Origin of the sequence: Streptococcus sp. 9.1(2021) (assembly GCF_030466425.1) — a bacterium.
GTDB lineage: Bacteria > Bacillota > Bacilli > Lactobacillales > Streptococcaceae > Streptococcus > Streptococcus wuxiensis.
This window is the reverse complement of record NZ_JAGQFU010000001.1, coordinates 875,068-889,169: the sequence shown is the minus strand read 5'-3', so window position 1 is coordinate 889,169 and position 14,102 is coordinate 875,068. Positions and strand designations below refer to the sequence as shown.

Annotated in this window: 15 protein-coding genes and 1 pseudogene; 15 read left to right on the top strand and 1 reads right to left on the bottom strand. The window is 40.0% G+C overall.

Going from position 1 to position 14,102, the window contains the following annotated elements:
* The first annotated feature begins 2 nt into the window (after nt 1–2).
* The 6 genes and pseudogenes from KBU52_RS04305 to KBU52_RS04280 all read left to right on the top strand — a co-directional run.
* Nucleotides 3–383 (top strand): RidA family protein, encoded by a 381-nt coding sequence (locus tag KBU52_RS04305; RefSeq protein WP_001140424.1) that lies wholly within the window; start codon nt 3–5, stop codon nt 381–383.
* Between the two features lie 51 nt (nt 384–434).
* Nucleotides 435–1,325: an RNase adapter RapZ gene (rapZ, locus tag KBU52_RS04300; protein WP_254724440.1), complete on the top strand. Its 891-nt coding sequence runs from the start codon at nt 435–437 to the stop codon at nt 1,323–1,325.
* A complete protein-coding gene (locus tag KBU52_RS04295) occupies nt 1,322–2,299 on the top strand; it encodes a YvcK family protein (protein WP_254724439.1) in 978 nt (325 codons plus the stop codon). Before rapZ ends, KBU52_RS04295 begins: the two co-directional genes overlap by 4 nt.
* Entirely contained in the window at nt 2,296–3,207 is a 912-nt protein-coding gene (whiA, locus tag KBU52_RS04290) for a DNA-binding protein WhiA (RefSeq protein WP_006152058.1), read from the top strand. The genes KBU52_RS04295 and whiA overlap by 4 nt, the downstream gene beginning before the upstream one ends.
* A gap of 67 nt (nt 3,208–3,274) precedes the next feature.
* Complete coding sequence (locus tag KBU52_RS04285) at nt 3,275–3,454, top strand: hypothetical protein (RefSeq protein WP_006152171.1); 180 nt, start codon at nt 3,275–3,277, stop codon at nt 3,452–3,454.
* Between the two features lie 138 nt (nt 3,455–3,592).
* A pseudogene (locus tag KBU52_RS04280) lies at nt 3,593–3,873 on the top strand (stress-induced protein); the annotation flags it as partial.
* Between the two features lie 39 nt (nt 3,874–3,912).
* Here the strand turns inward: KBU52_RS04280 and KBU52_RS04275 are convergent.
* On the bottom strand, nt 3,913–4,881 hold the full coding sequence (locus tag KBU52_RS04275) for an NAD(P)/FAD-dependent oxidoreductase (RefSeq protein WP_254724437.1): 969 nt from the start codon (nt 4,879–4,881) through the stop codon (nt 3,913–3,915).
* Nucleotides 4,882–5,013: 132 nt separating this feature from the next.
* Here KBU52_RS04275 and cdaA point away from each other — a divergent pair, with 132 nt between their 5' ends.
* From cdaA to KBU52_RS04230, 9 genes are all read left to right on the top strand, one after another.
* The gene (gene cdaA / locus KBU52_RS04270; RefSeq protein WP_247912694.1) at nt 5,014–5,871 is read left to right on the top strand and encodes a diadenylate cyclase CdaA; all 858 of its coding nucleotides are present in this window, start codon (nt 5,014–5,016) and stop codon (nt 5,869–5,871) included.
* The gene (locus KBU52_RS04265) at nt 5,858–6,637 is read left to right on the top strand and encodes a YbbR-like domain-containing protein (RefSeq protein WP_006151670.1); all 780 of its coding nucleotides are present in this window, start codon (nt 5,858–5,860) and stop codon (nt 6,635–6,637) included. Before cdaA ends, KBU52_RS04265 begins: the two co-directional genes overlap by 14 nt.
* A 32-nt stretch (nt 6,638–6,669) precedes the next feature.
* On the top strand, nt 6,670–8,019 hold the full coding sequence (glmM, locus tag KBU52_RS04260) for a phosphoglucosamine mutase (RefSeq protein WP_254724436.1): 1,350 nt from the start codon (nt 6,670–6,672) through the stop codon (nt 8,017–8,019).
* Nucleotides 8,020–8,085: 66 nt separating this feature from the next.
* On the top strand, nt 8,086–8,460 hold the full coding sequence (locus KBU52_RS04255) for a DUF1149 family protein (RefSeq protein WP_004252208.1): 375 nt from the start codon (nt 8,086–8,088) through the stop codon (nt 8,458–8,460).
* 4 nt (nt 8,461–8,464) lie between these two features.
* Nucleotides 8,465–9,313, top strand: coding sequence for a DegV family protein (locus KBU52_RS04250; RefSeq protein WP_036757147.1), 849 nt, complete (start codon nt 8,465–8,467; stop codon nt 9,311–9,313).
* A gap of 263 nt (nt 9,314–9,576) precedes the next feature.
* A complete protein-coding gene (dapB, locus tag KBU52_RS04245) occupies nt 9,577–10,344 on the top strand; it encodes a 4-hydroxy-tetrahydrodipicolinate reductase (protein ID WP_254724435.1) in 768 nt (255 codons plus the stop codon).
* Nucleotides 10,341–11,540: a CCA tRNA nucleotidyltransferase gene (locus KBU52_RS04240; protein WP_254724434.1), complete on the top strand. Its 1,200-nt coding sequence runs from the start codon at nt 10,341–10,343 to the stop codon at nt 11,538–11,540. Before dapB ends, KBU52_RS04240 begins: the two co-directional genes overlap by 4 nt.
* Complete coding sequence (locus KBU52_RS04235) at nt 11,537–13,405, top strand: ABC-F family ATP-binding cassette domain-containing protein (protein WP_254724433.1); 1,869 nt, start codon at nt 11,537–11,539, stop codon at nt 13,403–13,405. The genes KBU52_RS04240 and KBU52_RS04235 overlap by 4 nt, the downstream gene beginning before the upstream one ends.
* The gene (locus tag KBU52_RS04230; RefSeq protein ID WP_254724432.1) at nt 13,405–13,998 is read left to right on the top strand and encodes a hypothetical protein; all 594 of its coding nucleotides are present in this window, start codon (nt 13,405–13,407) and stop codon (nt 13,996–13,998) included. Before KBU52_RS04235 ends, KBU52_RS04230 begins: the two co-directional genes overlap by 1 nt.
* Nucleotides 13,999–14,102 lie beyond the last annotated feature (104 nt).

Here is a 14,102-nt window from a genome sequence, read left to right as displayed (position 1 = left end):
ATATGGCAAAAACAATTCATACAGATAAAGCTCCAAAGGCAATCGGACCTTACGTTCAAGGAAAAATCGTTGGCAACCTTTTGTTTGCTAGCGGTCAAGTTCCTTTATCTCCTGAAACTGGAGAAATCGTAGGAGAAACGATTCAAGAACAGACTGAACAAGTTTTGAAAAACATTGGAGCTATTTTGGCAGAAGCAGGCACAGATTTTGACCATGTTGTTAAAACAACTTGTTTCTTGAGCGATATGAACGACTTCGTACCTTTCAATGAGGTATACCAAACAGCCTTTAATAAGGAATTTCCAGCTCGTTCAGCTGTGGAAGTAGCTCGTCTTCCTCGCGATGTAAAAGTCGAAATTGAAGTCATCGCTGAGATTGGATAAGCGAGTTGAAGTTTGGTTCTTCCAAACTTCTTTTGATATAAGGAGACTATGATGACAATGAAACAACTTCACCTGGTGATTGTAACAGGGATGAGTGGTGCAGGGAAAACTGTAGCCATTCAATCCTTTGAAGATTTAGGATATTTTACCATTGATAATATGCCACCAGCTCTATTGCCAAAGTTTTTGCAGTTGGTAGAGACCAAGGATGACGACCACAAGTTAGCCTTAGTGGTGGATATGCGAAGCCGCTCTTTCTTCTCAGAGATTCAGGCTGTCTTGGATGAATTGGAAAATCAAGATGATTTGGATTTCAAGATTCTCTTTTTGGATGCAGCTGATAAGGAATTGGTGGCACGTTATAAGGAAACTAGAAGAAGTCACCCTCTTGCAGCAGATGGTCGTATCTTGGATGGTATCAAGCTAGAACGCGAACTCTTAGCCCCATTAAAAAATATGAGTCAAAACGTGGTTGACACAACAGAGTTAACTCCTCGTGAACTTCGCAAGACTATTGCAGAGCAATTCTCGGACCAAGAACAAACTCAGTCCTTCCGTATCGAGGTCATGTCTTTTGGCTTTAAATACGGCATTCCAATTGATGCCGATTTGGTATTTGATGTTCGTTTCTTGCCAAACCCTTACTATCTGCCAGAACTTCGTAATCAGACAGGTGAAGACCAGGCAGTTTATGACTATGTCATGAACCATGAGGAATCTGAAGATTTCTACCGTCATTTGTTAGCCTTGGTTGCACCAATCCTACCAGGCTATAAAAAAGAAGGCAAATCAGTCTTAACTATTGCGATTGGTTGTACTGGTGGACAGCATAGAAGTGTCGCTTTTGCCAAGCGTTTAGCGAATGACCTATCTAAAAGTTGGCCTGTAAATGAAAGTCATCGTGATAAAGACCGAAGAAAGGAAACGGTAAACCGTTCATGAGAAAACCAAAGATTACGGTGATTGGTGGTGGAACCGGGATCCCAGTTATTTTAAAAAGTTTACGGGAAAAGGATGTCGACATTGCAGCCATTGTAACTGTTGCTGATGATGGAGGTTCTTCAGGTGAATTGCGTAAGAATATTCAACAGTTGACACCTCCAGGGGATTTACGTAATGTCCTTGTGGCCATGTCAGATATGCCAAAATTCTATGAAAAGGTCATTCAATACCGTTTTTCAGAGGATGCAGGTGCTTTTGCTGGTCATCCATTAGGAAACATTATCATAGCTGGATTATCTGAAATGCAGGGCTCAACCTATAATGCCATGCAATTGCTGAGTAAATTTTTCCATACTACAGGGAAGATTTTCCCATCAAGTGACCATCCTTTGACACTCCATGCTGTCTTTAAAGATGGATCAGAAGTTGCTGGGGAAAGTCACATTGCAGATCATCCAGGTATGATTGACCATGTCTATGTGACAAACACTCTAGATGATGAAAAACCGCAGGCTAGCCGTCGTGTTGTCAATACCATTCTTGAGAGTGATATGATTGTTTTGGGACCGGGATCGCTCTTTACTTCGATTTTGCCTAATATTGTTATTGAAGAAATTGGTCAGGCTCTTCTGGAAACTAAGGCTGAAATTGCCTATGTCTGCAACATCATGACTCAACGTGGAGAGACAGAACATTTCTCAGATAGTGATCACGTAGAAGTCTTGCATCGTCATTTGGGCCGTCCATTTATCGATACTGTCCTTGTTAATATCGAAAAGGTTCCGAGGGACTATATGGATACCAACCGTTTTGATGAGTATTTGGTGCAGGTTGAGCATGATTTTGAAGGTTTGCGTAAGCAAGTCCCACGTGTCATTTCATCCAACTTTCTACGCTTGGAAAATGGGGGAGCCTTTCACGATGGTGATTTAATCGTAGATGAGCTCATGCGGATTATACAGGTGAGAAAATGAGTTTTACAGTAGCAGTAAAAGAAGAAATTTTAAGTCAGCATCACCTGAGTCGTCATGAATTGTCAGCTATTATCAAGATGTCGGGTAGTATTGGTTTATCGAGCTCTGGTTTGACCTTGTCCGTCATTACAGAAAATGCTAAGTTGGCCCGTCATCTCTATGAATCTTTCTTGCACTTTTATGGCATCAAGTCTGAGATTCGTCACCACCAGAGAAGTAATCTACGGAAAAATCGCGTCTATACTGTATTTACGGATGAGCGAGTCCAGGAACTTTTAGCAGATTTGCGTTTGGCCGATTCTTTCTTTGGTTTGGAGACTGGGATTGATCCAGAAATTTTAGGAGATGAGGAAGCAGGTCGTGCCTATCTCTGTGGAGCCTTCTTAGCGAATGGCAGCATTCGTGATCCCGAGTCAGGGAAATATCAGTTGGAAATTAGTTCGGTTTATCTAGACCACGCCCAAGGGATTGCTTCGCTCTTGCAGCAGTTCTTGCTAGATGCAAAGGTTATCGAACGAAAAAAGGGGGCAGTGACCTATCTTCAGCGAGCGGAAGATATTATGGATTTCCTGATTTTAGTGGGAGCCATGGAGGCGAGAGATACTTTTGAAGGCGTCAAGATTCTCCGAGAAACTCGGAATGATCTCAATCGTGCTAATAATGCAGAGACAGCTAATATCGCTCGTACGGTTTCTGCGAGCATGAAAACCATCAACAATATCAGTAAAATCATTGATACCGTAGGTCTAGATAGCCTACCAGTAGATTTGCAGGAAGTAGCGCATTTGCGTATTCAACATCCGGACTACTCTATCCAACAATTGGCAGACAGTTTGACAAATCCACTCACAAAAAGTGGTGTCAATCATCGACTGAGAAAGATTAATAAAATTGCTGATGAACTATAGATAGGTACAATAGAAAATGACTAATCTTTATAATAAGTTGAATGAGCGTATATATGAGAATTGCAAGATGTATTATGATGAATACGCTAAGAAGATTGAACTGACTGAGAAACAATCCGGAATTATGGGCGGGTTATATCAGTCATTAAACATCGTTGCAAACGAATATCTTGTCAACAACGAAAAAGACAACTCAAAATATAGAGATTTACTCAACAAAATCGAAAAGTTATTAGGAATAATGTAAAACATCCCCTTTTTTACTATATACAATGAAATCATAAGTATAAAATATTTGTGATTTTTTTGTTTGAAAGGGGGGTGAAAATTATCTAGAGATGGGACTAAAAATTTAAAACCAGTTACAGAACGAAGCAAAGATGAAATAAGAGCTATTAGCTCAAAAGGAGGAAAAGTGTCTGGCATAGCTAGAAGAAAAAAATTGATCTAAAAAAGCATTTGAAACCCTCTTATCTTTGGATGTGACGGATAGTAAAATCAAGAAACAACTTGAAGAAATAGGTATGGCTGGCAACAATGAGGCATTACTAGCCTTTGCAATCTTTCAGCAAGCTGTAAAAGGCAATCAGAAAGATAATCAAGCTGACCAATACTAAAGATAAATACGATATACAAGAGCAGAAAGATTGCATCAAAGCGCTCAAGAACTATAAAACCACAAATCCTAGGATTCGTGGTTGTTTTTTATAGACTTGTTGAGTGTTTTGGTTGTACTTTTTGTTGAGGGTAGATATAGTTGATAGCATTGTTGACAGCAGTTGGTGCTTCACCAAGACCTGTTGCAATCAAGTCAATCTTACCATCGTAGTAGCAGCAGTCACCGATAGCGTAAATTCCAGCTTGGCTTGACTCCTGCTTGCTATTAACGATAATTTTGTGACGGTTAAGGTCAAGTCCCCAGTTTTTAAGATTACCAACTGATGATTTAAAGCCATAGTTGACAAAGAGGTGGTCCAACTCAATGGTTTCAGTCTCATCGGATTTGACTTTTGCGATTTCAAGCTTGTCAAGAGTTTTTCCATCTCCAAGAAGTTGACTTGGCACAAATGGTGTTTTGATGCTAACAGATGATTCTTGAAGAGCTTGGACACTATGCTCAAGCGCACGGAAGTTATCTCGACGGTGAACAAGTGTAGTTGGAGCAATCTTTTCAAAAGCTAAGGCCCAGTCCACAGCAGAGTCTCCTCCACCCAGGATGGTTACTTTCTTGCCAGCATATTGTTGAATGTTAGAAACGTGATAATGGATATTTTCATAACTATCAACACCTTCTAATTCAAGTGGACGCGGTTTAAAGGCACCTCCACCCATAGCGATAATAACAGCTTTACTACTATGAATACCTTTAGTAGTTGTTATCTTAAATACATCATTCTCTTTTTCAATGTCAAGAACAGTTTCATTGAGATATGCTGGTGTATCAAAACCTTTTAGTTGTTCTAAGAGGCGATTAGTTAGTTCTTCACCAGTGAGATTTGGGAAACCTGGGACATCAAGAATTTGCTTTTCAGGATAAAGAATGGCAGGTTGGCCACCTAATTGAGGAAGAGAGTCAATGATTTGTACTTTAGCTTGACGTAAATTTGCATAAAAGGCTGCGAAAAGACCAACTGGGCCACCCCCTATGATGGTAATATCATATAATTCAGACATGGTTTCTCCTTATTTCATTTTTATCATTTTATTCTATCATATTTTCTGCCAATTTAAAATGAGGTAGGGGGGAGAAAATTTCCATTAAAAATGGTATAATGAAGAGAAGCTTTTTTGGAGAGGGGACACAGGATGAATTTTCAGCAATTATCTAATCTTCAATACTGGTCTAGTTTGTTTTCCAGTCCTTGGAGTATTGCGATAAATGTGATTGATATTCTAATCGTTGCTTATATCTTATACCAATTTACAAAATCAATTGCAGGAACCAAGATTATGATTCTGGTTCGAGGCGTTTTAGTTTTTATCTTAGCTCAGATTGCGGCTAATTTTTTGGGCTTGACGACTATTTCCTGGTTGATTAACCAATTGATTACCTATGGAGTTATCGCAGCGGTTGTTATCTTTTCTCCAGAAATTCGGACAGGTTTGGAACGATTAGGTCGAGCTACGGACTTCTTTTCAAATACTCCTATAAGTTCAGAAGAGCAGATGGTACAGGCTTTTGTAAAATCGGTTGAGTATATGAGCCCACGGAAGATTGGAGCTTTGGTAGCTGTTCAACGTGTGAGAACCTTGCAGGAGTACATCGTTACAGGAATTCCTTTGGATGCTAAGATTTCTGCTGAGTTATTAATTAACATTTTTATCCCTAATACGCCTCTCCATGACGGTGCAGTCATTATCAGTGGAGATCGGATCGCAGTAACTTCTGCCTATTTACCACTGACTGAAAACACAGGTATTTCCAAAGAGTTCGGAACTCGTCACCGTGCAGCCATTGGTTTATCAGAAGTTTCAGATGCCCTTACTTTTGTTGTATCTGAAGAAACTGGAGGTATATCCATCACCTACAATGGTGTCTTCAAACATGATCTAAGTTTGGAAGAATTCGAGGAAGAACTACGTCGTATTCTGATACCTAAGGATGAACAAGAACTAAGCTTAAAAGAACGTCTATTAGGAGGCTGGAATAATGAAAAGAAATAGTCTTTATATCATCTCCTCACTCCTCTTTGCATGTGTCCTGTTTATCTATGCAACATCAATCAATTATCAAAACAATACCAATGCAAGGCAAACTAAAACTGAAACCTATACCAATACAGTAGTCAATGTACCGATTGATATTCAGTATGATAGTGAGCAGTATTTTATCAGTGGTTTCAGTTCAGAAGTAACGGTATTTTTGACGGGTTCGAATCGAGTCACCTTGGCTAGTGAGATGCAGGAAAGCACTCGTAAATTTAAAGTGACTGCTGATTTGACCCAGGCTACAGAAGGAACGATTGAAGTTCCCTTGACCATTGAAAATCTTCCAAGTGGTTTGACAGCTGTAGCAACACCTCAAAAGATCACAGTCAAGGTTGGTAAGAAAGTTACTCGAGATAATGTACCTGTTGTACCTCAAATTGATTCTAGTCAAATTGATGAGAAGATTATAATCGAACGTGTGACTGTTTCTGATGAAAAAGTTTCAGTAACTAGTGATGCGGATACACTATCTAAGATTGATCGGATTGTTGCAGTTTTACCAACGAGTGAACAGATTACAGGGAACTATTCTGGATCAGTTCCTTTGCAAGCTGTTGATAAAAATGGGGCTGTCTTACCAACAGTGATTACACCTTTTGAAACTACTATGAAAGTAACGACCAAAGCTGTAAGAACAACAAGTAGCACAACCACAACAAGTAATACTTCATCTACTGAAAACTCTTCAACGACAGCAGCAGAGACGAAGTCAGAATCTTAAAATAAACATTAAACTAGAAAAGGAATCTTAAAATGGGTAAATATTTTGGAACGGACGGAGTCCGTGGAGAAGCAAACGTAGAATTAACGCCAGAATTGGCCTTTAAATTGGGTCGCTTTGGAGGATATGTCCTCAGTCAACATGCGACAGAAGCGCCTAAGGTTTTTGTTGGACGTGACACTCGTATCTCAGGTCAAATGCTAGAAGCAGCTTTGATTGCAGGCCTCCTTTCAGTCGGAATTCACGTTTATAAGCTTGGAGTTCTTGCAACACCAGCAGTAGCTTATCTTGTCAAAACTGAAGGAGCGAGCGCAGGTGTCATGATTTCAGCTAGCCACAATCCAGCCCTTGATAACGGGATTAAATTCTTTGGTGGCGATGGCTTTAAGCTAGACGATGAAAAAGAAGCAGAAATCGAAGCCTTGCTTGACGCCAGTGAAGATACTCTCCCACGTCCAAGTGCTGAAGGATTAGGTACTGTTGTTGATTACCCAGAAGGATTACGCAAGTATGAAGCCTACCTGGTTTCAACTGGAACAGCTCTTGAAGGGATGAAGGTAGCCTTGGATACTGCTAATGGAGCAGCTTCTACAAGTGCTCGTCAAATTTTTGCAGATTTGGGTGCCCAAATCACTGTCATTGGAGAAAATCCAGATGGTTTGAACATTAACTTGAATGTTGGTTCGACTCACCCAGAAGCCTTGCAAGAACTTGTAAAAGAAAATCAATCTGCCATTGGTTTAGCCTTTGATGGTGATAGCGACCGTTTGATTGCTGTTGATGAAAATGGTGAAATTGTCGACGGTGATAAGATTATGTATATCATCGGTAAATACCTTTCTGAAAAAGGTCAATTGGCACAAAATACAATTGTAACAACAGTTATGTCCAACCTTGGTTTCCATAAAGCCTTGGATCGTGAAGGCATTAATAAAGCTGTCACTGCTGTTGGAGACCGCTATGTAGTTGAAGAAATGAGAAAATCGGGCTACAATCTCGGTGGAGAACAGTCAGGTCACGTTATCTTGATGGACTACAATACAACTGGTGATGGTCAGTTGTCAGCAGTTCAATTGACTAAGATCATGCAAGAAACAGGTAAGAGCTTATCTCAATTGGCTTCAGAAGTAACAATTTACCCACAAAAATTGGTTAATATCCGTGTGGAAAACACCATGAAAGACAAAGCCATGGAAGTACCAGCTATAAAGGCTATTATCGATAAGATGGAAGAAGAGATGGCAGGTAATGGACGTATTCTCGTTCGCCCAAGTGGAACTGAGCCACTCTTGCGTGTCATGGCTGAAGCACCAACAACTGAAGAAGTAGATTACTATGTGGATACCATTGCTGAAGTTGTGAAAGCAGAAATCGGAATTTAGGAAAGTTAGCAGAAAATAAGAAAATATGTTACAATGTCAAAGTAAATTGTAACCATGGAGAATATGATGAATTTAAAACGTGAACAAGAATTTGTTAGTCAGTATCACTTTGATGCGCGTAATTTTGAATGGGAAAATGAGAACGGAATTCCTGAAACAAAGGTTGATGTGAACTTCCAACTACTTCAACATGACCAAGAAAATCAAGTGACTTCTCTCGTAGTTGTTTTGAGCTTTATGATTGTCTTTGATAAATTTGTTATCAGCGGTACTATTTCTCAAGTGAACCACGTTGAAGGTCGTATCGTAGATCAACCAAGTGACTTTAGTCAAGAAGAAGTTGAGACGCTTGCTCGTCCTTCTTTGGATATGCTAAACCGTTTGACTTATGAAGTAACGGAAATTGCACTAGACTTACCAGGAATTAATTTGGAGTTTTAAAAGAATGAAATTAGCGGTCATAACAGACTCATCTGCTTTTCTACAAGCGGAAACCTTGCGGAAAGAAGATTTATTTATGCTTGATATTCCTGTGAATATCGACGGACAGGAGTATGTTGAAGGTGTAAATCTAACCGCTCAAGAATTTTATGAAAAAATGGCTCGTTCATCTGAACTACCTAAAACAAGTCAACCAAGTATTGCAAAGTTGGATGAAATTTTATCATCATTAAAAGAAAAAGGCTATACTCATGTTTTGGGTCTCTTCCTTTCTTCTGGAATCTCAGGATTTCACCAGAATATCCAGTATATGACGGATGAGTTCGAAGATTTAACCATTGCTTTTCCTGATACTCGCATTACAAGTGCGCCCCTAGGATTTATGGTGGAAAGTGTGTTTCAATGGTCTGATCAGGGAGATGATTTCCAGTCTATACTAGATAAGTTAACCGAACAGATTGAAAATACTTCTGCCTTTATCATGGTAGATGACCTTGATCATCTGGTTAAAGGTGGTCGTTTATCAAATGGCGCAGCTATTTTAGGGAATCTTCTTAGCATTAAACCAATTCTATATTTCAATGACCAAGGTGTTATCGAAGTTTATGAGAAGGTTCGTACAGAGAAGAAAGCAACAAAACGTCTAGTTGAAATTGTCAAAGATGTGACAAGTAACGGAAACTACCAGATTATGGTAATTCATGGGAATGCCTCTCAAAAAGCATCCGATTTACGTCAGCTATTGCTAGATAGTGGAGTAGCTACAGATGTTGAGATTGCAACCTTTGGTAGTGTTATTGGAACCCACCTGGGAGAAGGAAGCATCGCTTTGGCATACACACCAATTGTCTAGATTGTTCTTACAGGCTTTGTATCTTAAAATTGAACACGGACTATCTGCCTCTTGAAAAAAGATGCCAGTCTTGCCTTTTATGGAAAGTCGGCGCCATTCCCTATTTTTCATGGGCAGCTAACGTCCTTTGTATCTTAGCAATTGAACACGCCTGGAACCCTATGTGAAAAAGATAGTTCTTCCAAGGAGAAGAAACTCCTTGATCAGAACTCCTATTTTCACTTTGTGTTCTTACAGGCTTTGTATCTTAGATAGGAGTGAAGATGAGTATTCGAGTGATTATTGCTGGTTTTAAGGGAAGAATGGGGCAATCTGCTTGTCAGATGGTTTTGTCTGATCCTGAACTTGAACTAGTAGCTGTTTTGGATCCTTTTGAGACTGCATCTGAATGGCAAGGAATTCCAGTATTCAATGATAAAAATGACTTGGCATGCTTTAAAGCAGATGTATGGGTGGACTTTACTACACCAGCTGTCGCCTATGAGAATACACGCTTTGCTCTTGAAAATGGCTTTGCTCCAGTAGTAGGAACGACAGGTTTCACCAGTCAAGAAATCGAAGAATTAAAAGAAATGTCTCGTTCCAAAGGCTTGGGTGGCTTGATTGCTCCTAACTTTGCCTTGGGTGCTGTCTTACTGATGCAATTTGCAGCACAGGCAGCTAAATACTTCCCAAATGTGGAGATTATTGAGCTTCACCATGATAAGAAAAAAGATGCTCCGAGCGGGACAGCAATCAAAACAGCTGAGTTGATGGCTGAAGTTCGTGAGTCTATTCAACAAGGTGCTAGCGATGAGGAAGAACTCATTGCGGGAGCACGTGGAGCTAACTTTGATGGTATGCGAATCCATTCGGTTCGTTTACCAGGTTTGGTAGCTCATCAAGAGGTCATTTTTGGCAATCAAGGAGAGGGATTGACTCTGCGTCATGACTCCTATGATCGTAGCTCCTTCATGACAGGGGTGAATTTGGGAATCAAAGAAGTTGTCAAGCGTCATGAGCTTGTCTATGGATTAGAACACTTACTATGAAATTAACAAAAATGCCTTCTGAATTTCAGAAGGCTTTACCAGTATTAGAAAAAATTAAAGAAGCAGGATTTGAGGCTTATTTTGTTGGTGGCTCTGTTAGGGATGCCCTACTCAATCGTCCCATCCATGATGTGGATATCGCGACTTCATCTTATCCTGAAGAGACCAAGCAGATTTTTCCACGCACAGCTGATATCGGCATTGAGCATGGGACCGTTTTGGTTTTAGATGGAGATGAAGAGTACGAAGTAACCACTTTTCGAACAGAGGATGTCTATGTAGACTATCGGAGACCAAGTTCTGTTTCTTTTGTTCGTTCACTCGAAGAAGATCTCAAACGCCGAGATTTCACAGTCAATGCCTTTGCCTTGGATGAGACAGGAGAAATCGTTGATTTATTTGATGGTCTCAAAGATTTAGAAAATCAGATCCTGCGAGCTGTCGGTGTAGCTAGTGAACGTTTCAACGAAGACGCACTACGCATCATGCGTGGCTTTCGTTTCCAAGCTAGTCTTGGTTTTGAACTCGAGCAAGAAACGTTTGAAGCGATGAAGGCCTTAACGCCACTCTTAGATAAAATCTCTGTGGAGCGCACCTTTGTCGAGTTTGATAAGCTTTTACTGGCTCCCTATTGGCGAGTAGGTTTATCATCTATGATTGAGAGTCAAGCTTATGATTATCTACCAGATATGGTAGGCAGTCAGGAGAAACTCCAGTCTTTGTTTGATTTAGAAAATGATTTTACTTTTGAATCTTCTGAGCAAGCTTGGGCAGCACTTTTATGGGTTTTAGAAGTGGAAGATGCTCAACAATTTTTGAAACATTGGAAGACTTCACGCCAATTTGCCAAGCAGGTACAGGATTTGCTGTCTATTTTGGCTCTCCGAGAAGAAGGGGAGCTAGGTAAACGTGATTGTTACCGTTTTGATTTGGACTTGCTTCTACAGGCTGAAAATCTTCGTCAGGCTCAAGGAAAAGAAGTCAACCCACAAGCGATCACAGAAACCTACGAGAGCTTGACTATTCATGATAAGAAAGAGATGCAAATTAATGGTGGCATACTCATCAAGGAATATGGCTATCATCCAGGTCCAGAATTAGGAGATGTTTTAGAGGAAATTGAGTACGCTATTGTGGATGGTAATCTAGATAATGAAGTGGAAGCCATTCATTCATACTTAAGGGAGAGAAAATGAGTGATTTTATCGTTGAAAAACTAAGTAAATCCGTTGGTGATAAGACTGTTTTTAAGGATATTTCCTTTATTATCCATGACTTAGATCGCATCGGTCTTATTGGTGTCAACGGAACTGGGAAAACGACCCTTCTAGATGTGCTTTCTGGTGTTTCAGGTTTTGATGGTGACGTAAGCCCATTTTCAGCAAAGAGTGATTACAAGATTGGTTATTTGACCCAGAATCCGGAATTTGATGATAACAAGACTGTCTTGGATACTGTTTTATCCAGTGACCTCAAGGAAATCCAGTTGATTCGGGAGTATGAACTGCTTATGCTCAACTACAGTGAGGACAAGCAGGCGCGTCTAGAACGGGTCATGGCGGAGATGGATTCTCTCCAAGCATGGGAAATCGAAAGTCAGGTCAAGACTGTTCTCAGTAAACTAGGCATTCAAGAATTATCAACTCCTGTTGGAGCTTTGTCGGGTGGTCTTCGTAGACGGGTTCAATTGGCGCAAGTGCTTTTAGGAAATCATGATCTCTTGCTTCTTGATGAGCCTACCAACCATCTGGATATTGCGACCATCGAGTGGCTGACACTTTTCTTGAAGAATTCCAAGAAGACCGTCCTCTTCATCACCCACGATCGCTATTTCCTGGATGCTCTTTCTACGCGAATTTTTGAATTGGATAGAGGTGGATTAACAGAGTATCAGGGGAATTACCAAGATTATGTCCGTCTCAAGGCTGAACAGGATGAGCGTGACGCAGCTCTTCTTCACAAAAAGGAACAACTTTACAAACAAGAATTAGCTTGGATGAGACGGCAACCTCAAGCTCGTGCGACCAAGCAACAAGCTCGCATCAATCGATTCCATGACTTGAAAAAGGAAGTTTCAGATACTAGCCTTGAGACAGACTTGAGCATGAATTTTGAAACTAGCCGTATCGGTAAAAAAGTTATCGAGTTTAAGGATGTTTCCTTTGCCTATTACGATAAACCGATTCTGAAACATTTTAATCTTTTGGTACAAGCCAAAGACCGTATCGGAATCGTCGGGGACAATGGTGTTGGGAAATCAACCCTTCTTAACCTTATTGCAGGAAGACTTGAAGCTACTGAAGGACAAGTTATCATCGGTGAAACAGTTCGTATTGCTTATTTCTCTCAACAAATCGAAGGTTTAGATGAAAGTAAGCGGGTTATCAATTACCTGCAGGAAGTGGCAGAAGAAGTTAAGACGAGCGGTGGCTCTACGACATCCATTGCAGAATTACTGGAACAATTTCTTTTCCCACGTTCAACACACGGTACCTTGATTGAGAAGCTGTCAGGTGGAGAGAAGAAGCGTCTGTACCTCCTCAAATTACTCCTTGAAAAACCCAATGTGCTTCTCTTGGATGAACCGACAAATGACCTAGACATTGCGACCTTAACAGTTCTAGAAAATTTCTTACAAGGTTTTGCAGGACCAGTCTTGACAGTTAGTCACGATCGCTATTTCCTTGATAAAGTAGCAACTAAGATTCTTGCTTTTGAAGACGGGACTATCCGTCCTTTCTTTGGACATTACACAGACTACCTAGATGAAAAGGCCTTTGAAGCAGAAGCAGTAACACAAAGTCAAAAAGTTGAGAAGGAAAAAGTCGTCAAAGTCCGTGAAGAGAAGAAACGGATGACCTACCAAGAAAAGCAGGAATGGGCAAGTATTGAAGGTGATATCGAAAACCTGGAAAATCGTATCGCGGCTATTGAAGAAGAAATGCAGGCAAATGGCTCTGATTTTGGAAAACTAGCGACTCTTCAAAAAGAGCTAGATGAGAAAAATGAAGCCTTGCTTGAAAAATATGAACGCTATGAATATTTAAGTGAGTTGATATAATGGAAGAAACGATTATTAAATGGAGTAGTAAGAAAATCGTCTTGAGCCTTATTCTTTATCTACTAGAATTGGCTCTTCTACTTTGGATCTTTTCGTTTTTGCTGAGCTATCCCGAAGAATCACCTATGGGATTGGTGGCTTTCATTCTCTTTATTGGTTTCTTAATCCTCATCGTTGGCTTCATTTTGTATCAACGTTTGCGACTGCTTTTTTCTGATAAAGAGTATTTGAAATTTACGTCTCAAGGATTTTCCTATAAACCATATCCAAAGAAGGACTGGCAGTTTTATTCCTGGGGACAGGTAGAAAAGTTTGCTCTCACGAGAATTAAGGGTAGTAGAAATGCAAGGGATTTTTATATGATTGAGGTTCAGTTTTATGACAAGGAACTTTTAAAATCCAACTTTTTCTGGTATCGTCTTCGAAGTAGATTTACAAGTTCAAAACATTCTAACGTTTTGAAAATCCCAATCTATTTGCTGGATGTTGGCTTACCAAAGAGAGTATTTGAAACCATGTCTTACTTTGAGCGAGAGTGGTGCATCCAACAAAATCGCGAGCGAAATCAAAGCACTAAAAGCAAAAAGAAGTAAGTACTTCATTCAGCGAATGCTAGCAACAATTGAAGAAAAAATGAGAAGTCTTGTACCAAGTTTCAAGGCTTCTTTCTATTTTGCTTTTCTAGGAATTATGGTAT

Excerpts from the sequence above, each read along its gene's own strand:
- KBU52_RS04305 (WP_001140424.1), top strand. The coding sequence starts at position 3 with ATGGCAAAAACAATTCATACAGATAAAGCTCCAAAGGCAATCGGACCT.
- KBU52_RS04265 (WP_006151670.1), top strand. The coding sequence starts at position 5,858 with ATGAAAAGAAATAGTCTTTATATCATCTCCTCACTCCTCTTTGCATGT.
- dapB (WP_254724435.1), top strand. The coding sequence starts at position 9,577 with ATGAGTATTCGAGTGATTATTGCTGGTTTTAAGGGAAGAATGGGGCAA.
- cdaA (WP_247912694.1), top strand. The coding sequence starts at position 5,014 with ATGAATTTTCAGCAATTATCTAATCTTCAATACTGGTCTAGTTTGTTT.
- KBU52_RS04235 (WP_254724433.1), top strand. The coding sequence starts at position 11,537 with ATGAGTGATTTTATCGTTGAAAAACTAAGTAAATCCGTTGGTGATAAG.
- KBU52_RS04230 (WP_254724432.1), top strand. The coding sequence starts at position 13,405 with ATGGAAGAAACGATTATTAAATGGAGTAGTAAGAAAATCGTCTTGAGC.
- rapZ (WP_254724440.1), top strand. The coding sequence starts at position 435 with ATGACAATGAAACAACTTCACCTGGTGATTGTAACAGGGATGAGTGGT.
- KBU52_RS04275 (WP_254724437.1), bottom strand. The coding sequence starts at position 4,881 with ATGTCTGAATTATATGATATTACCATCATAGGGGGTGGCCCAGTTGGT.
- glmM (WP_254724436.1), top strand. The coding sequence starts at position 6,670 with ATGGGTAAATATTTTGGAACGGACGGAGTCCGTGGAGAAGCAAACGTA.
- KBU52_RS04250 (WP_036757147.1), top strand. The coding sequence starts at position 8,465 with ATGAAATTAGCGGTCATAACAGACTCATCTGCTTTTCTACAAGCGGAA.
- KBU52_RS04285 (WP_006152171.1), top strand. The coding sequence starts at position 3,275 with ATGTATTATGATGAATACGCTAAGAAGATTGAACTGACTGAGAAACAA.
- KBU52_RS04255 (WP_004252208.1), top strand. The coding sequence starts at position 8,086 with ATGAATTTAAAACGTGAACAAGAATTTGTTAGTCAGTATCACTTTGAT.
- KBU52_RS04295 (WP_254724439.1), top strand. The coding sequence starts at position 1,322 with ATGAGAAAACCAAAGATTACGGTGATTGGTGGTGGAACCGGGATCCCA.
- KBU52_RS04240 (WP_254724434.1), top strand. The coding sequence starts at position 10,341 with ATGAAATTAACAAAAATGCCTTCTGAATTTCAGAAGGCTTTACCAGTA.
- whiA (WP_006152058.1), top strand. The coding sequence starts at position 2,296 with ATGAGTTTTACAGTAGCAGTAAAAGAAGAAATTTTAAGTCAGCATCAC.